Genomic DNA, 22,411 nt, shown 5'->3' on the forward strand with positions numbered 1-22,411 from the left:
CAATTACCGTTGAAAGGCCCACCATGACCAATGCCAATAACAATGCCGGCGTGGCCGCGCTAACAATCTGCGAAGCGCTGCTGCTGGCGCTGAATGATGCCAAAATCCTGCCTGAAAAGGAAATTCTGGGTGTGCTGCACGACGCCGCAGCCACGCATGAAAACGCGGCTGATGCCGGCGACAACACTGAAATGCACAAAGCTGTGGCCACCCTTATCAACGGCATCATCGCAGGGGGCAACTCGGTGCGCAGGCCATAGCGGCACCGCGTCGGGCGTAAACCGTGCTGCAATCACAGCGCTCTTCGCTACGGGATATTGGTTTGGATCACCGCAAGAAAAGCAAAGTGCCCCCATAGGCGCGCCGTGATATAGGAAAGCCCGCGCCAAGCTATGATGGTTTTTTCAGGCTCGTTGGCGTTCGGACGCAGATCGTGGCACATGCAGTCTTTGTCTTAATATGCGCTTTGTTCAGCTTGGGTCTTGGCCACAAAATCAAATAGGCCTTTCGCGCCCAACAGAAGGTGTCGAGGTGATGATGGGATGGGAAACGTTACCCGCCCGGCAAGTCGAACACCGCCTCAAACCGGCCCTGCGGCGCAAGCAGGGTCAGGCGGCCTTGCGCGCCGTCTGCTATGGCCTGCACGATGGACAGACCAAGGCCGCTGCCAGCGACGTTGCTTTGCCCACGTTCAAAACGCTGGGTCAGACGGGCAAGGGTTTTGGGGGACAGCGGGGGGGCCGCGTTGACCACCCGAAGGCTGCTATTGGTGAGGTCCACCTGCACGCGCCCCGTGCCATGGCGCAGCGCGTTTTCTATCAGATTGCGGGCGACGATAGCAAAGGCGTCGGGGTCCATATCCGACATCACAGGGCCTGATGGCAGCCTGTTGTCAATTCGGCCCTTATCCGGGGTGCGGTTCAACTCTGACAGCACAAGGTCTAGGATACGGCTCAAATCTGACAGATGGTCGTGGCGCAAGCGGCCACCTTCGGCGCGGGCCAGTTGCATCAGTTTTTCAGACAGGCGCGTCAGCCGTTTCAGCGCGATTTCAACCTCGCCCGCCCTTTGGCCCGCCTTTGGGTCGGTCGTTTCGGCGATCAGGCGTTGGGTTTGGGCAAGGGCGGCGGCCAGCGGCGTGCGCAACTCATGGGCGGCATTTGCGGTAAAGCTGCGCTCGGCGGTCAGGGTGCGGTCAAGGCGTTGCATCAATGCGTTGACCGCACCCGCCACGGGTTTGATTTCGTCCGGCAAATCGCCCGACCCAAGCGGAGAAAGATCGCGCGCGCCCCGGCTGGCAAGGGCCGTGCCAAACTGGCGCACGGGGCGAAGGCTGCGCCCGACAATCCAGAACACGCCCAAAAACCCCAACGGCAAGATCACGATCAACGGCAGGGCAAGCCCGATCAGCATCTCGCGCGCCGCCTCCGCCCGGTGGGTCAGAGGTTCGGCAATCGCGATAGTCAGCGTACCTTGCAAGGCCGCGTCATAATACAAGCGGTGCGTGGCGGTTTGGCGGAACCCCATGCCGTCAAAGGCCGGGAAGTTCGCGACCTCGGCCGCATGCGAGCGCAGCAAAACCCGGCCCTGATCGTCGCGCACGATATAGGTGAAAAACTCCTTATGGTCGCGCAGGGTGGCGATGCGCTGGTCGATACCGTCCTCCTCACGCCCCAGAATGTCCAGCACGGCCAGCGGCAACAGGCGTTGCGCGGTTTCTTCCAGCGCGGAATCGAACACTTCGGCCATCTCGGCCTTCAGCAGCGTCATCGTGGCCCAAGCGGTCGCCAACCACAGCAGCACCAACCCCGCCCCAAGCGCCAGCGCCAGCCTGCTTTGCAAGGATGACGGCACCCTCATGCCGCACCCAAACGGTAGCCAAGACCGCGCAAAGTCTCAATCCGGTCGCGGCCCAGCTTTTTGCGCAGGCGGCTGATGTGGACCTCCACGGTGTTGCTTTCCACCTCACTCTCGAAGGAATAAAGTCGGTCTTCCAGTTGTGATTTCGAAAGGATTTGGCCGGGACGCTGGACAAACCCTTCAAACAACACCCATTCACGGGCGGTTAAGGCCACCGTTTTGCCACCCCGCAAAACATGGCGTGCGGCCAGATCGACGGTAAGATCGCCAAGCGTGACCAAGGGGTTCGGATTGCCAGAATAACGCCGCGCAACTGCCCCCAACCGCGCTGAAAGTTCAGCCAGATCAAAGGGTTTCACCATGTAATCATCGGCCCCCGCATTCAGCCCCTCAATCCGGTCGCTGATTTGGTCCAGCGCCGTCAGGATGATCACCGGCACCGTGTTGCCAGCCACACGCAGGTCGCGCAAAAAAGGCAACCCGCGCCCATCGGGCAGCATCAGGTCCAGCAAGATCAAATCATAACTTGCGACTGCCAGATAATCCCCTGCGCCGTCCAATCGCGTGGCCCAATCAATCGAATGGCCATCAGCGGCGATCTGGTCACGCACCGCCGCCCCCAACACAGTGTCATCCTCAATCAGCAGCACGCGCATGGTTTGCCCCACCCTTATATCTTGCCCCGTTATAGCAGCAAACCTGAAGCGGACCTGAAGCACAAATCCGCCCCGCTTCAGGCAGGCGTCAGGTTCAAAGGCGATAAGGCCTCATCAACACAGCTTGCAGGAGGTGAAGCAATGCAAAACTATATCGGGATCAGCGCACTTTTGATTGGTCTGGGCATGGCGGGAATGGCTTTGGCGGATGACGATGATTGCCGCGTGCCAATGGCCAACTGGCAACCGCGCGAGGCGGTGCAGAAGATGGCGGAGGCACAAGGCTGGACCGTGCGGCGGATCAAAACCGACGATGGGTGTTATGAAATCATAGGCCGCGATGCATCTGGCCGCGAGATTGAGGCGAAGGTGGACCCCGCCACGCTGGCCATCGTTGAGTTTGAGTATGACGACGATGATGATCGTGGGCGCAAGGCCGCCCCTTCAAGCAGCACCACCCCGCCCGCCAATGGGCTGTTCACCCCCGGCACAAAGCCCGTGGTAAAATAAACAACCCCGCCGCTTTGCCCAAACCTAACGGAGAAACAGATGAATATCCCCCTGACTGCACTTGCCCTAACCACCGCTTTGGCCAGCCCGGCACTGGCGCGGCCCGTCACGATGACCACCAATATGGCGCAGTATGGCGGCGATGGGGCCTATCTTGCGCTGTACGTCACCGATGCCCAAGGGGCCTATCAGGGCAGCCTGTGGATGGCGGGCGACAAGTCGAAATACTACGAACACCTTAGCGATTGGTATCGCGCCACGGCGGGCGATGCGGCCCAGATTGACGGAATAACCGGGGCAAGCGTTGGCGCAGGCCAGCAGTTGACCATCACGCTGGATCTGGCGGATGCGCTGTTTGATGCGGGCTATTCCCTGCATATCGACGCGGGCGTGGAGGATATGCGCAACTCCCCGTCCGAAATTGTGGTGCCGCTGACATCCTCCGGCGCGGGGCAACCCGTTCAGGGTGCCCGCTATGTCCGCGATTTCACCTATGATTTGTAAGTACGGAAAGGCCCTGTCATGCTGCGCCAACTGCACAAATTCCCCGGACTGATCGCGGCCTTGCTGATCGTCACCATGGCGCTAAGCGGGGCTGTGCTGAGTGTTTTGCCCGCATGGGAGGCGGCGATGGCCCCCGCGCTGGACCAAACGCTGACCGTTGCAACCTTGGCGGAGCGGGTCAGCGCCACCTTTCCGGGGGTGGAGCAAATTCGCCGCAGCCCCGCAGGCCAGATCACTGCATTTTACTTTGAGGCAGGCCGCCCGGGTGCCGTGGTGATCGACCCCGCGACCGGAAAGGGCATAGCCGATCACGCCCCGTCCGGGCTTGCGCGTTGGGTGACCAACCTGCACCGCTCGCTGTTTTTGGGCGATGTGGGGCGTTGGACGGCGGCGGCAGGGGCGGCGGCGCTTTTGGTGCTGTCGCTCTCGGGCGTGATGCTGATGCGGCGGCGGGTTGGCGGCTGGCGGCAGATGTTTTCCCGGCTGCGCGGCCCGGTGGCAGGGCGTTTGCATACGCAGATTGCGCGGCTGTCAGTGGCGGGCTTCGTGCTGTCATCGGTAACAGCCCTGTTGATGACCGCAAGCACCTTCGATGTGTTGCCAAATGGCACGGCACCTGCATTCCCCGCGCAGGTCAGCGGCCGGATCGGTGCCACGCCCGGCACCATGCCCTTGTTGCAAGATACACCCGTGCAGGGTTTGCGAGAATTAACCTTCCCCTATGCGGGCGATCCTACGGATGTGTTCGCGTTGAAAACCAATAGGGGTGAAGGGTTTATCGACCAAGGCACGGGTGCCACCTTGCTTTGGGCGGATGCCGGTTTTTGGCAAAGGTTCAATGAAGTGGTCTTCATGCTGCACACCGGCCAAGGCATGGCTTGGTTGGGCTTGATCCTGGGGCTGATGGCGCTGGGGGTGCCGGTTATGGCTGTGACGGGGGTCGCCATATGGCTGAAAAGCTACCGAGCCCGGCCCCGAATGATCGGCAATGCAGCGGCGGCTCAGGCCGATACGATTTTGCTGGTGGGCAGTGAGGGCGGCAGCACTTGGGGTTTTGCGGCCACCCTGCACGCCGCATTGCGGCTGGCCGGGCATAAGGTGCATGCGGCCCCGATGACGCAGTTAGATCTGGGCCGCTACAACCGCGCCGCACGGGTGATCGTGCTGACCGCCACCTATGGCGATGGGGTCGCGCCCGCCTCAGCCAAGGGGTTTTTGGACCGGCTGGCCGCCCTGCCCCATGCCCCCACTATCCCGCTGGCGGTGTTGGGATTTGGCGACCGTCAGTTCCCGCAGTTTTGCGCCTATGCAGGCGATGTGGCGCGTGTGGCGCGTGTGGCACAGGCGAAGGGCTGGCCCAACCTGTTGCCCATGGCGACGATAGACCGCCAATCGCCGCAAGAATTTGCCCGCTGGGGCCGCGATCTTGGCAATGCTTTGCGGCACGCGCTGGACCTGGCGCACAGCCCGGCAATTCCGCGCAGCCATCCCCTTACGCTGATCTCGCGCCGCGAGTATGGCACGGATATGCAAACCCCTGCCGCCATTCTGCGCTTTGCATGCCCACAATCGGCGCGGTTCGACTGGATAGCCGGGCGCGGTTTCGGGCGATTTGGCCCCGGGGATTTGCTGGGGATATTGCCCACAGGCTCCCCCCTGCCAAGGTTTTATTCGCTCGCCTGCGCCACGCACGACGGGTTTATCGAAGTCTGCATCAGCCGGGTGCCGGGGGGCCTGTGTTCGGGCCAATTGCTGGACTTGGCCCCCGGCGATACGGTCCAAGCCTTCGTGCGCCCCAACCCCGATTTCAAACCCACAAAGGGCCGCAAACCCGTGATCCTCATCGGGGCAGGCACCGGGATTGGCCCCTTGGCAGGCTTTGCCCGCGCCAACACAGCCAGGCGCCCGCTGCATCTGTATTTTGGCACGCGCCACCCGGACCATGATCTTTTCTATGGCGAGGAGCTGGCAGCGTGGCAGAACGCGGGCAAACTTGCCTCCGTGACCACCGCCTTTTCGCGCACCAACACCCGCGCCTATGTGCAAGATGCGTTGCACGCCGATGCCGCCCACATCGCCCAGCTTATCAGTGAGGGCGCGCAGATCATGGTCTGCGGGGGGCGCGATATGGCCGCAGGGGTGGCCACCGTCTTGGCCGAGGTGCTGGCCCCGACGAAATGGACACCCGCCTTGTTGAAAGCCGAGGGGCGTTATGTTGAAGACACCTATTGACCCGACCCGCTACATTTTGGGCGGCCCGACGATGGGCACACACTGGACGGCACTGTTTCATGCAAATCCAGCGGTTGATCTGGACCCCATTCACGCGGCGCTGGCCCGATGTGTTGACGTGGTTGACCGCCAAATGTCGACGTGGAAACCGGACAGCGACCTGATGCGGATAAACCGCGCGCCGGTAGGCCTATGGCAGGACGTACCCGCCGAATTGCTAGCGGTTTTGACCGAGGGTCTCGACATTGGCCGCAGGTCCGGCGGGGCCTTTGATATTGCCATGGGGGATCTGGTGACGGCTTGGAGCTTTGGTCCTGACCCTGCGGATAGCCGCGCGATCCGGGCCGCTTTGGGCCAAGGGCGACCCAGCGCGCATGAGGTTTTGGAGCTTGACCCCGCCGCCCGCAAACTTCGCAAACTGGCCCCAGTGGCGCTGGACCTTTCGGGCATCGCCAAAGGCTTTGCGGTGGATTTGATGACCGACACGCTGCGCCGCTTTGGCATCGAAAGTGGGCTGCTGGGTTTGGACGGTGAGATGCGCGGCTTTGGCCTGCGCCCGGATGGAACGGGATGGAGCGTGGCTGTGGAACGCCCCGATTATGACGCCCGCACCCCCCTGTCGATGATCGCGCTGCAAGATAGCGCCGTGGCCACCTCCGGCGATTATCGCCATTGGGTGGAGGTTGGCCCCCGGCGGCTGTCGCATACAATGGACCCCGCGCGCGGCGGGCCGCTGGGCCATACGCTCGCATCAGTGACGGTGCTGGCGAATACCTGCATGGCGGCGGATGCCTGGGCCACGGCGCTGATGGTGGCGGGGGTGGAAAAGGGCACCAGTTTGGCGCAGCAAAACGGCCTCGCTGCATTGTTTTTGCAGCGGAAAGGTGCTGCGGTGCTGCAAACGCGCGTAGGGTGGTGATCGCCACGCTATGCCGTGCTTTTGGGATTCGCTTCCGGCCCCATATCAGCAGGCGAAATCCGCAAGGCCCGCAGGGCGTTCAGGATCACGGCTACGTCGATCACCTCTTGGAACACAGCGCCTTGCACCGGGGTCAGATAGCCAAAGGCCGCTGCGATCATGCCCAGCACAGAAAGGCCAATCCCCGCGACGACACTTTGCAGCGCGATGCGGCGCGAGGCCTGCGCAATGGCAATCCCGATGCCTAACCGGTCGATCCGGTCCACCAACAGCACCACATCGGCGGCCTCGGCACTGGCGGCAGCCCCCCGCGCGCCCATCGCCACACCCACGTCGGCGGCGGCAAGCGCTGGCGCGTCATTCACGCCGTCCCCCACCATCATCACCGGGGCGGCGCTGCGTTCCCCCACCACCAGCTGCACCTTGCCATCCGGGGTTAGCCCCGCGTGGATGCCGTCAAGGCCCAAACCCGTCGTCACGCGGGCGGCCACATCGGCCCGGTCGCCCGTTGCCAGCAATATCCGGGTGATGCCCAGTCCGCGCAGCCCCCCCAGCATGGCCCCGGCCCCGTCGCGCAGCGGATCGGCCATCACCAGATGCCCCGCCATGTGGCCCTCCACGGCCACAGCCACAAGAACCGCCCCCACGGGGAATGCCGGGCTGGCGGCGGATTGCCCCACAGAGAGCCCCACCGACCGCGCCACGAAATCATCGCCACCAACAATGATGCGCCGCCCGTCAACCGTTCCCGTGACCCCTTCGCCAGCGACTTCCACAACCCCAGTCGGAATAGGCAAATCCAAATCGCGCAATTTGGCAGCGGCAACAATGGCCTGCGCCACGGGATGTTTCGACGCCTGATCAAGGGCAGCGACAAAGCGCAGAATATCATCCTCCGTAAAACCGGGCTGGCAGGCGATAGAGGTGATTTGCGGGCGGCCATCGGTCAGCGTGCCGGTTTTGTCCAAAATCAGGGTGCGAATACGCGCCATTGCCTCCAGCGGCCCAGCCCCTTTGATCAACACACCGAAATGTGCTGCGCGCGACAAGCCCGCGACCAAGGCCACCGGCACGGCCAAAATCAGCGGGCAAGGTGTGGCAACCACCAGCACGGCCACCGCGCGGATCGGGTCGCCCGTGGCCCACCAAGCCGCCCCGGCAATGCCCACCGTTACTGCCAGAAACCCAAGGGACCAACGATCCGCGAGCCGCGACATCGGCGCTTTGGACTGTTGCGCCGCCTCCACCAGCCGCAAAATCCCGGCATAGGTGCTGTTGCGGGCCAGATGCGTCGCGGTCAAATCAAAGGGCGCGCCTGCGTTGGTCGAGCCGCTCATCACCGGCGATCCCTTGGTCATGCGCGCGGACAGCGATTCCCCCGTTAGCGCGGATGTGTCCACAAAGGCCGTATATGATGCGATGATCCCATCCACGGGCACCATATCGCCCTGACGGATCAGCAAAAGATCGCCGGGGGTTACCGCGTCCAGCGCCACCTCCTCCAATTGTCCATTGCTGTGCCGGGTGGCGCTGCGCGGCACACGCGCCAGCAGGCTGTGCATCTCGCGCCGCGCCCGGCCTTCGGCAAAGGTTTCCAGCAAGGTGCCGCCCGCATACATGACCGCCACAACCGCCGCCGCAAGCACCTCGTCAAAGGCCAGCGCCGCTGTCATAGACAAGGCCGCGACGATATCCAGCCCCACCTCACCCCGCCAGAGGCTGCGCAGAATCTCAATGATCAGTGCCGCCAGTACAGGCACAACGCCTACAAACCAGACCAAGCTGGCCTTGTCGCCCATGCCGATCATGTAAAGGCCCAGCCCAACGAGTAGCCCCAGCAATGCAAGCCCAAAGAGCGCGATTTTGAACCGATCAGTGCTGGAGTGTTCCACGCTTGGTGACTTTCTTATCGGTGGCTTCACAAACGGGGCTTTTCACCAAATGTGAATTTGAACTGACACTACGCTAAGCCCCGATTTATGGATATCCGGTTTCGCGGCCGCGATCCATCGGCACAGCGACGAAAGGCAAACACGGCTTGCCGCATACATTTTCTTTTGACCATCCCTGCCCAATCTTGTCCGCCCGCGCCACGACATCACTGCCATCTCATTTCCCACGCGCCGCTTGCCGTGTCCAAAACCCCACCAACAGTGTTGTCATCGTCATCGTCATCGTCATCGGGCCAAGGATAAAGCCCGGCGCGCCGAACAGGATCAGGCCGCCGATGATTGATATGAACGCAGGTATTGTGTGCAGGCGCAGGCGGTTGCCGACGAATGTGGGGCGCAGCACGTTGTCGATGCCGCCAACCACGATACCGCCCCAAATGGACAGAATAAGGGCGCGGATCCAACTGCCATCCAGCAGCAGCAAAAGCGCGGCCGGTATCCAGACCACAAAGGCCCCCAGCACCGGCACGATGGACAACAACCCCATCACAAGCCCCCACAGCAACGGTGTCGGCAGCCCAAGTGCCCAGAACATCAGGCCCCCCAAGGTGCCTTGGATCGTGGCCACCGCAAGCGTGCCGTAAACGGTTGCATGGACGGTATCGACCACCCTGCGCAGCAAATGGTCGGCATCTTGGGGGGCCAGCGGCAGCCACGCCTTGATCAGGGTCACGGCGGCCGCCCTGTCGCGCAGGAAGTAGAACAGCAGGTAAAAGGTGATCAACACCTCTGCCGCCTGTAACAGTGACCCTCTGACAAACATTGCCCCGGTGTTGCTAAGCCATGTCGCAACCGTTGCCATCATCGACGGCAAATCAAGGTGTTGGTCGATCCAACTGCCCAAGGGCGCAGGGGTGGGATAACTGTCGAGCAGGTTTTTCAACTCGCCCCCCTCCACCCTCGACTGAAGCGACGCGATACCGGATGCAGCTTCGGTGATAAGGCGTTCGACCACGAAAATGGCAGGAACCACCACGACAATGGCAATGATGGCGGTTGAGATAAGGGCAGCGACGTTGCGATGCTTGAACCCCTTTTCGACCCGCGCATGGAAGGGTGCGAATAAGATCGCCAGCGTCAGCGCCCAAGTGATCGCGCCCAGAAATGGTCGGGCGATAAGAAGACAAAGTGCGATGCCCACCAAGCTCGCGGTTGCCAGTGCAAACAGGCCAAGGCGGCCGTTGCGGGGTGGTTTTGCCGCTGGTTTCAATTGGACCAGCCCATCGGCCAGATAGGCGACATTTGCCCCGTCAAAGTCCATCCTCTCCCCGCGGTGCCCGGCCGCGCCTTATGTCTGAGGTCAAACAATCCCCAAACCCTTGGTATCACGCCGCAGCAGCAAATTCGCGGGCAGCACAAAGGCGGCCAGCGTTCCGATACCCAGCAATGTCAGGCCTAAAACGAAGAACCATCCGGCCACCGGGACCAGCCAGGCAAGACCCGCAACAAAGGCACCAAGGCAAGCAACTGCGAATTTCAGGGGCAAGCCGTCAGGCCCTTGTTTTCCGATGGCATGCCAGAGGCCGACACCCAAGACGTAGCTTCCAAGCGCATAGCCCGCAAAGATCGCCACACCCGTGATGATCAGCATCACGGGCAACAAGAACACCCCGATGATCGTCAGCATCAGCACGAACCCTGACCCCGCCAGCGCCGACGTCACCACAAACCCAGACCAGATCGCGCGTCCCGGATGGGCCAGCGCCAATCTGCGCCAGTTTTGCACCGCATTTGGGGCGACCGCGATGACCAAGAGGGCTATCAGCCCCGAAATCACCACGCCCGCCAGAAAGCCACCAACGATCGGCCAGACCGGAACCTCCGGGGTCGGCATCCGCTTTGCCCACGCGGCCTCGCTGTGCGCCTTCATAGGCTCAATTGTGACCCGGTCCGCCGTGGCGACGGATGCGGGCACAGTGATGTCTTCCGGGTCTTCGGCAAAAATCCGCAGCTTGCCATCCACCCGCGCGCCTTCGCCGAAGATGATCGTCTCGGCGGCCAAGATCACATCCCCCGCAATCACCCCGTTCAGGGTAACATCGCCGCCCGTGATCAGCGCATAGCCTCCCACATCTGACACCTGCACCTCTGCCCCCGCCGCGCGCAGGTTGCCCGCCACCGGGCCCAAGCTGATCTCATACCCCGTGACACTCGCGTTACCGCCAATCGGGGCGCTGACATCAACGCTATAGCCCGCAGCCAGAAGATCACCGCCAATCGCTGCATCAACCCTTACCCGCCGCCCGGCCAGATAAGCAGAACCCGCAATGGGTGCTGCCACCCCGACCTTGTTGGCCGCCATGAACAGGTCCGTCACGCCAGGCGTGTCGAAAACGGGTGCATCTCCGGCTTCATATCGGTCTTGCCCGATGCTGAGGTTGGTATTTTCCGCAAACGCCGGGGCGGCGAGCAGAAACAGCAGGGCAAGCAGCGGAAGAAACAGTGCCAAAATTACGGAAGGATTTGCCCCATGGCCGGGCTGAACCCTTTGAGAACAGGCCATCGCAGATGCATTGCTCTGCGCCGTCTGCGCCCCGCGCCGCGTGCCCCCCTTCATGTGCTTGACGCCGTGATGATCACCTTCAGCGCCTTGGTCTTGGCGGCATTTCCAAAAGTCTCATAGGCTTTTTCGCCCTCGGCCAGCGTGAAGTGGTGGGTGATCAGCAGCGCCGGGTCGATTTTCTTGGCCGCCACGGTTTTGAACAGCATGGGGATGGTTGCCGTGTCGACCAACCGCGTGGTGATCGCGATGTTGCGGTCCCAAAGGGTTTCCAGATGCAGGCTGGCGGGTTTACCATGCACGCCAATGTTCGCGATAACGCCCCCTGCCGCGATCAACTCTTGGCACAGCTCGAACGTGGCCGGGATGCCAACCGCCTCAATCGCCGTGTCAACACCTGCATCCCCCGTCAGCTTCATCACCGCCGCGAGCGCTTTGCCATCGCTGGAATTGATGGTGTCGGTCGCGCCAAACTTCTTCGCAATCGCCAGCCGGTTGTCATCAAGGTCGATCATGATGATCTTGCCCGGCGAATAGAACTGCGCCGTCAACAGCGCTGCAAGGCCGATGGGCCCCGCGCCCACAATGGCCACCGTGCTGCCCGGCTGCACCTTGCCGTTCAGCGTGCCACATTCCAGCCCCGTGGGCAGAATATCACTCAGCATCACCAGCGCCTCCTCGTCCGAGCCTTTGGGGATGTGATAGAGGCTCATGTCCGCATGCGGCGCGCGGACGTATTCGGCTTGGCAGCCGTCAATGGAATTGCCCAAGATCCAGCCGCCAGTGGTGCAATGGGAATACATCTGCTTGCGGCAAAACTCGCATGTGCCACATGCACTTACACAAGAAATCAGCACAGGATCACCCGGTTTGAACGCGGTGACGGCGGCGCCAACGCTGTCGATCACGCCAACGCCCTCATGGCCCAGTATTCGGCCCGGTTTTGCCGTCGCCACATCGCCTTTCAGGATGTGCAGATCGGTGCCGCAAATCGTGGTATGCGTCACCCGCACAATGGCATCGCCGGGGGCTTGGATCACAGGTTTGGGGCAATCGCGCAGCGCGATCTTGCCGGGTGCGGCATAGACCATCGCTTGCATCATGGTGGTTTTGGGGGTGGGTTGCACTGTGGTAGACATGGCGGCTCTCCTTTTGGGTGGTCTGCACGGTGTCGATCAGACTGAGGGAAGGGCCGGCCCTTGCATGGGTCCGCATCGCCATTGCACCAAGCTTGATAACACGCTTGCCTCCACTTTCGCCCATCCAGAAGATCGGCGCACTGATCCAGATTTATGAGGTGCGTAAATTTGGGGCTTTGGGTTTGTCCCGACCGACAGAGGGTCACAAGACGGCCTCGCCGTTATGTCCCGCCGGTCACGGTCAGGCCAAGCAGTCGCCAGACCTGCATGCCGCCACGGTAGTAAAAGATGCGGTCCGCAGGATATCCCGCCCCAATCATATTGCGGATCGCGGTGGGCGACTGGCCGCACCAAACCCCATTGCAAAACAGCGCGACCGGTTTGGCCGCGGTACAATCCCAGCCATCAAAGTCGGGTTCGCACCCCAGTTGAACCAGCTCATCCACCACATAAGTATAGGGGATGTTGATCGCGCCGGGAATCGTGCCGCCCGCAAACCAGTCGGGCGTGCGGCTGTCTATCACCACGGCGTCTGGGTTTTTAAGCAGCTCAATCAACTCCAACTCACCAATCGTGGTGACGCCTTGCGCCGCGCTGTGCGGTTGGATGCAAAAATCCGGGCAGGCGCGAGAGGTCAGCGCCCATTCGCCAGCAAGCTCATGCGTGGGGTCTTGAATTCTGCCAATTTTGACCTGGCCGCTGTCGGTTTCAATGGTGGTCGTGGGCATGTCCTTGGTAATCCCAACCACAGTTTGGGCCATTGCAGGCCCCACGGCCAATATCAGGGCGATTGTCAGGGGAATGGTTTTCATGGTTTTGTCCTTTTGCTATGTCTAGGGTTCGGTTATCAACTTTGCCGCAAAGGGGGCGTTACCGACACTTCGCCAGTTTTGGGGCCGCAAACGTCGTTAACCCACGGACGGTTTCGCAATATGACGCAGGGCGACCACCGAAATGACGGCCCAAACGCCCGTGCGCAGGATCATCGCGCCAACGGTGCGCATCTCAAACGCGCCGCCTTGAAGCATATGAAACCCGAAAACAACTCCGACCAGCGCCGTGCTGGCAAGAATACCCAATGAGACCCAGACGGCAGGGCGATGGCGCAAAAACAACCCAATCCCGGCAAGAATATAGACAAAACCGGCCAGAAAGTTAAACCAAAGCACAAAGCCCACGGCATTGCCAACGGCCGCTTGGGCCTGCGCGTCACCGAACAAGGCGCGCCCCCCTGAAAAGACGGTCAGCGCGCCTAATATCAGCGCCACAAAGGCGGCTATCGTTAAACTTGTGTTCCTATGGGATGTCATTTTCAGTCTCTCTTTCCTTCACTCGGCGCGACATCTTTAGTTTTGCATGACATAGCTGCCGGGGGCATCGTCGCGTTGGCCAAAACCCACCTGTCCGGCTCCCATATGCGGCGGCGCGATATCATCCCCCGAACGGGCCCCAAGCCAAGTGACCCATGCCTCCCACCACGATCCGTCATTGGCAACCGTCTCAGCCGCCCATGTTTCCGGCCCGATGTAGCGGTCCATCGCGCCCTTGGTCTTGATCTGGTAAGACCTGTGCAGGTGGCCCGGCTCGGATACGATGCCCGCATTATGGCCGCCGCTGGTCAGAACAAAGGTCACTTCGGTATCGGTCAGGGCTTGGATCTTGAACACCGAAGGCCAAGGGGCAACGTGGTCTTTTTGCGTTCCAACCGCAAAGATCGGCACCCGGATGTCGGACAGCGCGATAGGGCGAGCATTCACCGTGAACCGCCCTTCGGCCAGATCATTGTTAAGGTAAAGCTTGCGCAGATATTCCGAATGCATGGCATAAGGCATGCGCGTTGCATCGGCATTCCACGCCATAAGGTCACTCATGGGCCTACTTTCGCCCATCAGATAATTCCGGATGATCCGCGACCAAACCAAATCGTTAGAGCTGAGCATTTGAAACGCCCCCGCCATCTGGGTCGTATCCAGATAGCCCTGTTTCCACATGACACTGTCCAGAAAGGCAAGCTGGCTTTCGTCAATGAAAAGCTGCAATTCGCCCGGTTCGGTGAAATCAACCTGACTGGCCAGCAGGCTGACGGAGGCCAGCCGGTCATCCCCATCCCGCGCCATCGCCGCCGCCGCAATAGACAAAAGCGTGCCGCCAAGGCAATAGCCCGCCGCATGGATTTTGCGGTCCGGCACAATGCCCCCAACTGCGGCCAGCGCCGCCATGATGCCAAGGCGGCGGTAATCGTCCAGCGTCAGGTCGCGGTCATCTTCATCCGGGATCTTCCACGACATCATAAAGACGGTATGACCCTGCCCAACCAGATAGCGCACCAGCGAGTTGTGCTGTGACAGATCAAGGATATAATATTTCTTGATCCAAGCGGGAACAATCAAGATCGGCTCCGCGCGCACCTTATCTGTCAAGGGCGCGTATTGGATCAGTTCGATCAGGCGATTGCGGTAAACGACCTTGCCTTTTGTCACGCCAACGTCCTTGCCCGGCACAAACGCCTCAACGCCCTTTGGCCCTACTCCGGCCATTCTGCCCTGCGCATCCGCCACCACGTTTTGCATACCTTGGATCAGGTTCATCCCCTGCGTTTCGCGCATGCGGGCCAGCACTTCCGGGTTGGTCCACAGAAAATTCGAAGGCGAAACCATGTCCAGCATCTGGCGGGTCAGAAACTGCAATTCCCGCTCGTGTTGGGCGGTAACGCCGGGAACCCCTGTCACCAGATTGTGCCACCACTGCTGTTGCAGCAAAAAGCCCTGATAGATCATATTGTAGGGCTTGGTCTGCCAAGCATCGCCGCTGAAACGATTGTCTTGCGGCAAAGGCACAATGCAAGGCGCGGTCTGATCGGACTTTGTGGCGCAATTCAGGGCGAAACGGCTTTGGCGTTGGATTTTGTTGGCAGCACTTTCAAGCAGTTGCAACTGCTTGCCGGGGGCTGACACAATGTGGGTTGCCCAATCAAACCATGCCCCCATCAGGGCAGCTGGCGAAAGCCCATTCGTGAAACGGGAAATTGCGCTTTGCACCGTGTGATCCAGCGCCTCGGGCAAGGGTGTGGCCCGTTCTGCCCGATACGCGGGCGGCGTTTCCTGCACTATAACATCGGGCTGCAACGCGGGGCTTTGCGCAAAACCACCGGGTGTGGACGCACGACGCTCGTTTGAGGCTTGGGTGGCTGGCCCATCAATGGAACTGACCTGCTTTTGGGGATCATGCAGTGGCACACCAAAAGAGCTTTTGTTTTTGGCCATTTGTCATAATCCTTTTATTGCCTGTTATGGGCCTGCACCTTTGAAAGCATCCGCCAAAGGGCCCTTTGAACTGGCCCCAGGCCCGCGCCTCAATCAAACGCTTGCAGCAGGCTCGTCGCTTACATAAGATAGTAATCAGTTACTATCTTTTTTTCAAGCCTTCCATCCCTGATGGACGGAATTTGATATAAAACAACCTTGTGAGGCTTATCATGCAATCTGGCAAACTTTACACCGCAGCGCAGCACATGGATGCTTTCTCATGACCATGACCCGCGCCAAAAATCTGCCTGCCGAGGAACGCCGCAACGTCACGGTTGAGGCAGTGATAACTTTGGCCGCTACGATGAACCCCGGTGATATCACCACGGCGGCCATCGCCAAACACATGCATCTGACACAAGGCGCGCTGTTCCGGCATTTCCCCAACAAAGAGGCGATCTGGCACGCGGTGATGCAATGGGTGGCGACCCATCTTATGGCCCGTATCGACAAATCTGCTGCAAAGATCAAAGCGCCGCTGGAGGCGATGGCGGCGATGTTTCAGGCCCATGTCGCCTTTGTGGCCGAACACCCCGGCGCCCCGCGCATGCTGTTCGGCGAACTTCAGGGCGCGGATATGACGCCCGCAAAACGGCTGGCGCGGGCGATGATGGTGCAATACGCCGCGCGCTTGAACGACCTTATCCTTGCCGCCAAAGCGCGGGGTGATCTGCCCCAAGATCTGGACGTGGAGGCCGCGACCGTTTTGTTCATTGGCACCATTCAGGGGCTAGTGATGCAGGCGCTGATTTCGGGCGATATGGCGCAGATGGTGACCATGGCGCCGCGCGTCTTTCATATTTACCGACTTGGCATTGAAAACGCTGCGTCTGACATACGGAATCAGACAAGCGGAGAAATTCGCCATGTCTCGTAAAACCTCTCTAGCCCTTGTCTTGGTCGTTCTGGCGGCCTTTCTGGGCTATGGCGCATGGCGTGTCTTGCTGGCGCCAAGCGATTTGCCACCCGAAGGCTTCGCGCGGGGCAATGGCCGGATAGAGGCAGACTTGGTGGATATCTCCACGCGTCTGGCGGGGCGTGTCGCCGAAATCACCGTGCGCGAAGGCGATCTGGTGCAGCCGGGCGATGTTTTGGCGGTGATGGACACCACCGAACTGGCCGCGCAGAAAATGCGGGCCGAGGCGGCGGTGGCCAGTGCGCAGGCCGCCGTAACCGTGGCGCAAGCCGGCATCGCGCAGGCCGCGGCGCGCCTTGCGCTGTCACAAAGCAATCTGGCGCGGGCGGAAACGCTGGGCGCGCGTGGTGTTATCACGGTTGAGGATTTGGACATCACCCGCACCCAAGGCCAGCTTGACGCGGCGGGGCTGACGGCCGCACAGGCAACCGTTATTGCCAAAGAACGCGCGGTTGATGCCGAAGCGGCCGTGCTGCGCGAAATTGAAGCCCGCATTAACGACAGCACCCTGCACGCCCCCCAAGCCGGGCGGGTTCTTTACCGCCTTGCACAACCCGGCGAGGTGCTGGGCGGCGGCGGCAAGGTGCTGACGCTGGTCAGCCTTGGCGATATTTATATGGAGTTTTTCCTGCCTGCGACTGCGGCTCCAAGGGTTCTTTTGGGGGATGAGGCGCGGATTATTGTCGATGTGATGCCCGGCATCGCCGTGCCTGCCACGGTTAGTTTCATAGCCCCGCAAGCGCAATTCACCCCCAAACAGGTGGAAACCGTGGCGGAACGCGAAAGCCTGATGTTCCGTATCCGCGTTCGCATCCCGCAAGAACTGGTAGCAGGCCACTTGGCGCAGGTTAAAACCGGGGTGCGCGGTGTGGCGTGGGTTCGTCTGGCCTGGCCGGACGGCACTGTGCTTGACTGGCCTGCGGGGCTGACGCCGCCGCTTGTATCAGCCCTTCCCGGCACGGACAAATGACCGCCCCCGTTGCAAAGCTAACCGGGGTAAGCCACCGCTACGGCAAAGTGCAGGCCTTGCAAGATGTCACGCTGGAATTGCCCGCAGGCCAGATGATCGGGTTGATTGGGCCGGACGGTGTGGGCAAGTCCACGCTGATGGGGCTTATCGCCGGGGCCAAAAAGATGCAGGCGGGCCAAGTTGCGGCTTTGGGGGGCGATATGGCCAGTGCGCGCCACCGCGCGGATGCAGGGCGGCGCATTGCCTTCATGCCGCAGGGCTTGGGCAAAAACCTGTATCACGACCTAAGCCTGCGCGAAAATCTGGATTTCTTCGGCAAACTTTATGGCTTGTCCCACACTGATCGTGATGCACGCATTTCCCGGCTAACCCGCGCCACGGGCCTTACCGCCTTCATGGACCGGCCTGCGGGCAAGCTGTCGGGTGGGATGAAGCAAAAGCTGGGGCTTTGCGCCGCCCTAATCCACGACCCGGATTTCCTGCTGCTGGATGAGCCAACGACTGGGGTTGACCCATTATCGCGCCGCCAATTCTGGGATCTGATCGACACAATCCGCGCGGGCCGCCCGGAGATGAGCGTGCTGGTGTCCACCGCCTATATGGAGGAGGCCGCGCGCTTTGGCTATCTCGTGGCGATGAATGCGGGGCAGGTTTTGGCGACGGGCAGCCCTGCTGACCTGATCGAGCGCACCAAAACCGCAACGGTTGAGGCCGCCTATGTGGCCCTGCTGGGTGGCGATGCGGCGGAAGCAATCGCCTCCGAACCCGCCCCCACCGCCAATACCAAAGCCGGCCCGCCCGCCATCCGCGCCGAAAACCTGACCAAGCGCTTCGGCAATTTTACCGCTGTCGACTCAGTCAGCTTTGAGATCAAGCGCGGTGAGATTTTCGGCTTTCTCGGCTCCAACGGCTGCGGCAAGACCACCACGATGAAAATGCTGACCGGCCTTACCTCCGCCACAACGGGTGAGGCGTGGATTTTCGGCCAGCCGGTCGATGCGCAAAACCTTGATGCGCGGCGCAGGGTCGGTTTTATGTCGCAAACCTTTTCACTTTACGGCGAGCTTACGGTGCGCGAAAATCTGATGTTGCACGCACGGCTTTTCCACCTTGGCAGTGTGCTGACTGCCACGCGAATGGCCGAACTGGTCCCGCGTTTTGGGCTTGGCCCCTACCTCGATCAAGGTGCCGCCTCCCTGCCCCTCGGCGTGCGCCAACGTCTGTCGCTGGCGGTTGCGGTGATCCAAGCGCCGGATATCTTGATTTTGGATGAGCCGACATCTGGCGTCGACCCGCAAGCGCGCGATGCGTTTTGGGTGATGCTGCTGGAACTGGCGCGCCGCGACGGGGTAACCATCTTCATCTCAACCCATTTCATGGACGAAGGCATGCGCTGCGACCGCATTTCCTTGATGCATGCGGGCAAAGTACTGGTATCAGACGCCCCCAAGGCGCTGATCGCGACGCGCGGAGTGGCAACGTTGGAAGACGCTTTCATTGCTTACATGCTTGACGCCCAGCCCCCTGAGGCCCCCGTGGATGACGGGCTGTTGACCAGCGACACCGCGCAAAACCACACCAAACCCACGTCAGGTTTCAGCCTTAGCAGGCTTTTGGCCTATACCACCCGCGAGACGATGCAGGTAAAGCGCGACCCGGTGCGGCTGGTGTTTTCCTTTGTCGGCTCCGCGCTTTTGTTGCTAATTATGTCGTTTGGCATCTCGCAAGAGGTGCGGGGCATTCCCTTTGCCGTCTATGATCTGGACCAAAGCCCCGAAAGCCGCGCCTATCTTTCAGCGTTTCAGGATACGCCGTGGTTTTCCGAACGCCCCCCGATCACCGACCCTGACGGGCTGGAACGCCGGATGGAAAACGGCGAACTGGCGCTGGCGCTGCAAATTCCGCCGGGCTTTGGCCGCGCCCTGCGGCGCGGTGAGCTGGCCGAGATTGCCGGCTTGATTGACGGATCAGACACCAACCGTGCCGGCACAGTGGAAAGCTACGTCAAAAACGCGCACGCCGATGTGCTGGCATTGGCGGGGCAATCGGCGCTGGCGCTGGCCGATCTGGCAACCATGCACAAGGCCGATGCAGCTCCGCCCGCGCAACTGATCCCGCGGTTTCAGTATAACCCCGCGATGGAAAGCCTGCCTGCCATCGGGCCGTCTATCCCGCCGCTTTTGCTGCTGCTATTTCCTGCGATTTTAATGGCGGTCAGCGTCGCGCGCGAAAAGGAAATTGGCACGATCACCAATTTCTACGTCACCCCCACAAACCCCGCCGAATTTCTGATCGGCAAGCAACTGGTCTACATCGGCATCACGCTGCTGAACTTTGTGATCCTGACGGTGTTGGTGGTCACCGTGCTGGGTGTGCCGCTAAAGGGTGATACGGCGGCACTGGTGCTGGGCGCGCTGCTTTATGACGTGGCGGCAACGGGTTACGGTTTATTGGTGTCGATGCTAACCGCCACGCAGGTCACGGCGGTGTTTGCGGCGGCGATCCTGTCCGTCATGCCGACACTGCAATTTTCCGGCATGATTACGCCAGTTTCATCGTTAGACGGCGCCGCGCGGATCATGGGCACGTTCTGGCCCACCACCTGGTATATGGGCATCAGCGTTGGCACCTTTACCAAGGGGTTGGGCCTGTCCGAACTGTCGGGCCACCTGCTGCGCTTGGCCGCCTTTGGTCCTATCCTGACGGGGCTGGCGGTGCTATTGCTGCGCAAGCAGGAGCGGTAAGCAATGCGGCAACTCTCAAACATCTTTTGGCTTGCGGGCAAGGAATTGAAAAGTGTGCTGGGTGATCCGGTCATGGTGATCTTGATCCTGTGGTCCTTCGTCGTGGCCGTGATGCTAGAGGCAAGCGGCGCGGGCGATACTGTTCGCAATGCAGCCATAGCCATTCTAGACGAAGACAACTCCACCCTCACCCGCGCGCTGACAGATGCGCTTGGCCCACCATGGTTCCAACCGCCGGTGATGATTGCGCCCGACCGCGTCAGGCCCGAGATGGACGCCGGAAGCATCATGTTCGTCCTTAGCTTCCCGCCGAGATTTGAGGCCGATGTGATCGCGGGCCTGATGCCAAGCGCCCAGTTGGAGGTCGACGCAACCGCCGTTAACCAAGCCCAGCTTGGCACCGATTATATCGCCAATATCCTGCAATCAGAAACCTGCGCCTTTTTGTCAGACAGCCCTGCCGCGCCAGAACCTGCCCTGCGGCTGGAACTGCGCCGCGCCTCCAACCCCAATGGCAACCCGGTCTGGTTCAAGGCGATGTCGTCGCTGCTGAACCAGCTATCGCTGCTGACCATCGCGCTGACGGGTGCCGCGATGCTGCGCGAACGCGAGCAGGGCACGATTGAACACCTCATGGTAATGCCGCTGACCCCGCTAGAGATTGCGCTGTCGAAGGTTCTGGCCAATGTCGTGGTGGTGCTGGCGGCGTTCACCCTGTCACTGTTCTTGGTCGTGCAGCAATTGTTGCAAGTTCCGATTGCCGGATCAGTGCCGCTATTGCTGGCGGGGACGGCCATCTATTTGGCCGCCGCCGCCGCCATCGGGATGTTTCTGGGCACGGTTGCGCGCAGCATGGCGCAGTTTGCCTTGTTGGTTATCATGGTGGTGATCCCGATCATCATGCTGTCGGGCGGCATGGGCGCGGTCGAAAGCCAGCCCGACATTGTGCAACGCCTGACGATGGCCCTGCCCTCGCGGCACTTTCTGGCCTTTGCCAAAGCCGTTGCTTTTCGCGGGGCCGGCCTGGATGCCGTCTGGGTGCAGCTGTCCCTTATGGCCGGACTTGGCATCGCCTTTTTCGCCGCAAGCCTTTTGCTGTTCCGCCGTTCCATGAGCGTGTCAGGATGATAAACGGATACGCCAAAAACATCGACGCGCGCTTTTGGGTGTGGCGGCTGGTCCTTTTGGTGTTCATCGCAACGGCTGGCTGTGCGGCGCGGCCCGGTCCGCAAGCGCTGTTGTCGGTTCCCACAGCTGAAACGGCACTTCGGCAGGTGACCATAAATGTCGCCTCGACCCGCGCCAGGGATGCTGTAACCGGCGCCTATACCGATGCCCGCGCGCCCACGCTGAACTACGAATCCTTCACCGTTTCCATCCCGCCAACCCATAAGGCGACCAAGATCGAGCTGCCAAAAGCCAATTCAGACCCGATGACCAGTTTTGCTGTAACCGACCGAAAGCTGTTGCCCGATCTTCGCTTTTCAGCGGTTCAGGGCCAAGGCAAACGTGACGTGCTGATCTTTGTTCACGGCTACAATTACAACTTTGCCGAGTCGTTGTTTCGCTTGGCACAGGTCGCCGCCGATGGCGAGTTGACGGAAATGCCTATCCTTTTCGCATGGCCCTCCGCTGCCTCTGTGGTTGGCTATATCGCCGATAAGGATGCGGTAACCTATTCGCGCGATGATCTGGTCAAGGTGTTGATGGATGTAGCCGCCGACCCGAAGGTGGGTAAAATCACCCTGTTTGGGCATTCCATGGGCGGCTGGCTGGTCGCCGAGGCGTTGCGCCAGCTGCGGCTAACAGGGCAAGACAGGGTGATCGCGCGTTTGGATAATGTGGTGCTGGCGGGGTAATCCCCCCTATTTTTAGTGGGGTGCGATCGTAGAATTCACGCGGCCATTTTCAGTTTCATTGCGGGTGTTATGCCGCCGATGCCCATGTTGGGGCGGTCGTTGTTGTAAGTCCACAGCCATTGCGTGGCGTAATCTTGGGCCTCCTCGATGCTTTCGATGATGTATTGGTCCAGCCATTCATGCCTTACGGTGCGGTTGTAGCGTTCGATATAGGCGTTCTGCTGCGGCTGGCCGGGTTGGATGTGCTGGATGGTAACCCCACGTTTCACAGCCCATTTCATCCGTTGCCCGACAGACGATGCGTGCATCGCCGAGAGGGAGCTTTTCACTGATGTATTCGGGGCC

General features: G+C 60.8%; 20 protein-coding genes. 10 read left to right on the plus strand and 10 right to left on the minus strand.

Features of this window, described 5'->3' with window-relative positions; translation table 11 throughout:
- Positions 1 to 23 precede the first annotated feature (23 nt).
- Complete coding sequence (locus BMY36_RS13310) at positions 24 to 260, plus strand: hypothetical protein (RefSeq protein ID WP_050518249.1); 237 nt, start codon at positions 24 to 26, stop codon at positions 258 to 260.
- A 292-nt stretch (positions 261 to 552) separates the two neighbouring features.
- On the opposite strand, the gene BMY36_RS13315 is transcribed toward BMY36_RS13310, so the two are convergent.
- Positions 553 to 1,860: an ATP-binding protein gene (locus tag BMY36_RS13315; protein WP_050518250.1), complete on the minus strand. Its 1,308-nt coding sequence runs from the start codon at positions 1,858 to 1,860 to the stop codon at positions 553 to 555.
- A complete protein-coding gene (locus BMY36_RS13320; RefSeq protein WP_050518251.1) occupies positions 1,857 to 2,516 on the minus strand; it encodes a response regulator in 660 nt (219 codons plus the stop codon). Before BMY36_RS13320 ends, BMY36_RS13315 begins: the two co-directional genes overlap by 4 nt.
- Positions 2,517 to 2,657: 141 nt before the next feature.
- Here BMY36_RS13320 and BMY36_RS13325 point away from each other — a divergent pair, with 141 nt between their 5' ends.
- The 4 genes from BMY36_RS13325 to BMY36_RS13340 are packed head-to-tail and all read left to right on the plus strand — an operon-like array spanning position 2,658 to position 6,681.
- Positions 2,658 to 3,026, plus strand: a complete 369-nt coding sequence (locus BMY36_RS13325; RefSeq protein ID WP_050518252.1) for a PepSY domain-containing protein — start codon at positions 2,658 to 2,660, stop codon at positions 3,024 to 3,026.
- A gap of 39 nt (positions 3,027 to 3,065) precedes the next feature.
- Positions 3,066 to 3,530 (plus strand): DUF2271 domain-containing protein, encoded by a 465-nt coding sequence (locus BMY36_RS13330; protein ID WP_050518253.1) that lies wholly within the window; start codon positions 3,066 to 3,068, stop codon positions 3,528 to 3,530.
- 18 nt (positions 3,531 to 3,548) lie between these two features.
- A complete protein-coding gene (locus tag BMY36_RS13335) occupies positions 3,549 to 5,762 on the plus strand; it encodes a PepSY domain-containing protein (protein WP_050518254.1) in 2,214 nt (737 codons plus the stop codon).
- On the plus strand, positions 5,743 to 6,681 hold the full coding sequence (locus tag BMY36_RS13340; RefSeq protein ID WP_050518255.1) for an FAD:protein FMN transferase: 939 nt from the start codon (positions 5,743 to 5,745) through the stop codon (positions 6,679 to 6,681). The genes BMY36_RS13335 and BMY36_RS13340 overlap by 20 nt, the downstream gene beginning before the upstream one ends.
- Before the next feature lie 8 nt (positions 6,682 to 6,689).
- On the opposite strand, the gene BMY36_RS13345 is transcribed toward BMY36_RS13340, so the two are convergent.
- The 7 genes from BMY36_RS13345 to BMY36_RS13375 form a co-directional block, all read right to left on the minus strand.
- Complete coding sequence (locus tag BMY36_RS13345) at positions 6,690 to 8,573, minus strand: heavy metal translocating P-type ATPase (RefSeq protein ID WP_050518256.1); 1,884 nt, start codon at positions 8,571 to 8,573, stop codon at positions 6,690 to 6,692.
- Between the two features lie 217 nt (positions 8,574 to 8,790).
- Positions 8,791 to 9,894, minus strand: a complete 1,104-nt coding sequence (locus BMY36_RS13350; RefSeq protein WP_082224727.1) for an AI-2E family transporter — start codon at positions 9,892 to 9,894, stop codon at positions 8,791 to 8,793.
- A gap of 39 nt (positions 9,895 to 9,933) precedes the next feature.
- Positions 9,934 to 11,082, minus strand: coding sequence for a hypothetical protein (locus BMY36_RS13355; RefSeq protein ID WP_139194052.1), 1,149 nt, complete (start codon positions 11,080 to 11,082; stop codon positions 9,934 to 9,936).
- A 104-nt stretch (positions 11,083 to 11,186) separates the two neighbouring features.
- The gene (locus BMY36_RS13360; protein WP_231579643.1) at positions 11,187 to 12,272 is read right to left on the minus strand and encodes a zinc-dependent alcohol dehydrogenase family protein; all 1,086 of its coding nucleotides are present in this window, start codon (positions 12,270 to 12,272) and stop codon (positions 11,187 to 11,189) included.
- 221 nt (positions 12,273 to 12,493) lie between these two features.
- Positions 12,494 to 13,084: a rhodanese-like domain-containing protein gene (locus BMY36_RS13365; RefSeq protein ID WP_050518258.1), complete on the minus strand. Its 591-nt coding sequence runs from the start codon at positions 13,082 to 13,084 to the stop codon at positions 12,494 to 12,496.
- Positions 13,085 to 13,180: 96 nt separating this feature from the next.
- Positions 13,181 to 13,540: a hypothetical protein gene (locus BMY36_RS13370; RefSeq protein ID WP_244888672.1), complete on the minus strand. Its 360-nt coding sequence runs from the start codon at positions 13,538 to 13,540 to the stop codon at positions 13,181 to 13,183.
- Positions 13,541 to 13,618: 78 nt separating this feature from the next.
- Positions 13,619 to 15,535 carry a PHA/PHB synthase family protein gene (locus BMY36_RS13375; protein ID WP_082224728.1) on the minus strand — a complete coding sequence of 639 codons (1,917 nt, stop codon included), beginning with the start codon at positions 15,533 to 15,535 and terminating at the stop codon, positions 13,619 to 13,621.
- Positions 15,536 to 15,797: 262 nt separating this feature from the next.
- Here BMY36_RS13375 and BMY36_RS13380 point away from each other — a divergent pair, with 262 nt between their 5' ends.
- From BMY36_RS13380 to BMY36_RS13400, 5 genes are read left to right on the plus strand one after another with little or no spacing between them, the layout of a single operon-like run.
- Positions 15,798 to 16,454, plus strand: a complete 657-nt coding sequence (locus BMY36_RS13380; RefSeq protein ID WP_082224729.1) for a TetR/AcrR family transcriptional regulator — start codon at positions 15,798 to 15,800, stop codon at positions 16,452 to 16,454.
- Positions 16,444 to 17,463 (plus strand): HlyD family secretion protein, encoded by a 1,020-nt coding sequence (locus BMY36_RS13385; protein ID WP_050518260.1) that lies wholly within the window; start codon positions 16,444 to 16,446, stop codon positions 17,461 to 17,463. The genes BMY36_RS13380 and BMY36_RS13385 overlap by 11 nt, the downstream gene beginning before the upstream one ends.
- Positions 17,460 to 20,207 carry a ribosome-associated ATPase/putative transporter RbbA gene (gene rbbA / locus BMY36_RS13390; protein WP_050518261.1) on the plus strand — a complete coding sequence of 916 codons (2,748 nt, stop codon included), beginning with the start codon at positions 17,460 to 17,462 and terminating at the stop codon, positions 20,205 to 20,207. Before BMY36_RS13385 ends, rbbA begins: the two co-directional genes overlap by 4 nt.
- A gap of 3 nt (positions 20,208 to 20,210) precedes the next feature.
- On the plus strand, positions 20,211 to 21,335 hold the full coding sequence (locus BMY36_RS13395) for an ABC transporter permease (RefSeq protein WP_050518262.1): 1,125 nt from the start codon (positions 20,211 to 20,213) through the stop codon (positions 21,333 to 21,335).
- Entirely contained in the window at positions 21,332 to 22,066 is a 735-nt protein-coding gene (locus BMY36_RS13400) for an alpha/beta hydrolase (protein ID WP_050518263.1), read from the plus strand. The genes BMY36_RS13395 and BMY36_RS13400 overlap by 4 nt, the downstream gene beginning before the upstream one ends.
- A 35-nt stretch (positions 22,067 to 22,101) precedes the next feature.
- Here BMY36_RS13400 and BMY36_RS13405 read toward each other — a convergent pair.
- Positions 22,102 to 22,411 (minus strand): integrase core domain-containing protein (locus BMY36_RS13405; protein WP_244888673.1); only part of this gene is annotated, 310 nt, incomplete at its 5' end.

The sequence above is a fragment of the Pseudorhodobacter antarcticus genome, from assembly GCF_900110135.1.
GTDB classification, from domain to species: Bacteria; Pseudomonadota; Alphaproteobacteria; order Rhodobacterales; family Rhodobacteraceae; genus Pseudorhodobacter; species Pseudorhodobacter antarcticus.

Excerpts from the sequence above, each read along its gene's own strand:
- rbbA (WP_050518261.1), top strand. The coding sequence starts at position 17,460 with ATGACCGCCCCCGTTGCAAAGCTAACCGGGGTAAGCCACCGCTACGGC.
- BMY36_RS13350 (WP_082224727.1), bottom strand. The coding sequence starts at position 9,894 with ATGGACTTTGACGGGGCAAATGTCGCCTATCTGGCCGATGGGCTGGTC.
- BMY36_RS13335 (WP_050518254.1), top strand. The coding sequence starts at position 3,549 with ATGCTGCGCCAACTGCACAAATTCCCCGGACTGATCGCGGCCTTGCTG.
- BMY36_RS13325 (WP_050518252.1), top strand. The coding sequence starts at position 2,658 with ATGCAAAACTATATCGGGATCAGCGCACTTTTGATTGGTCTGGGCATG.
- BMY36_RS13380 (WP_082224729.1), top strand. The coding sequence starts at position 15,798 with ATGACCATGACCCGCGCCAAAAATCTGCCTGCCGAGGAACGCCGCAAC.
- BMY36_RS13385 (WP_050518260.1), top strand. The coding sequence starts at position 16,444 with ATGTCTCGTAAAACCTCTCTAGCCCTTGTCTTGGTCGTTCTGGCGGCC.
- BMY36_RS13375 (WP_082224728.1), bottom strand. The coding sequence starts at position 15,535 with ATGGCCAAAAACAAAAGCTCTTTTGGTGTGCCACTGCATGATCCCCAA.
- BMY36_RS13340 (WP_050518255.1), top strand. The coding sequence starts at position 5,743 with ATGTTGAAGACACCTATTGACCCGACCCGCTACATTTTGGGCGGCCCG.
- BMY36_RS13310 (WP_050518249.1), top strand. The coding sequence starts at position 24 with ATGACCAATGCCAATAACAATGCCGGCGTGGCCGCGCTAACAATCTGC.
- BMY36_RS13400 (WP_050518263.1), top strand. The coding sequence starts at position 21,332 with ATGATAAACGGATACGCCAAAAACATCGACGCGCGCTTTTGGGTGTGG.
- BMY36_RS13315 (WP_050518250.1), bottom strand. The coding sequence starts at position 1,860 with ATGAGGGTGCCGTCATCCTTGCAAAGCAGGCTGGCGCTGGCGCTTGGG.
- BMY36_RS13365 (WP_050518258.1), bottom strand. The coding sequence starts at position 13,084 with ATGAAAACCATTCCCCTGACAATCGCCCTGATATTGGCCGTGGGGCCT.
- BMY36_RS13330 (WP_050518253.1), top strand. The coding sequence starts at position 3,066 with ATGAATATCCCCCTGACTGCACTTGCCCTAACCACCGCTTTGGCCAGC.
- BMY36_RS13395 (WP_050518262.1), top strand. The coding sequence starts at position 20,211 with ATGCGGCAACTCTCAAACATCTTTTGGCTTGCGGGCAAGGAATTGAAA.
- BMY36_RS13360 (WP_231579643.1), bottom strand. The coding sequence starts at position 12,272 with ATGTCTACCACAGTGCAACCCACCCCCAAAACCACCATGATGCAAGCG.
- BMY36_RS13320 (WP_050518251.1), bottom strand. The coding sequence starts at position 2,516 with ATGCGCGTGCTGCTGATTGAGGATGACACTGTGTTGGGGGCGGCGGTG.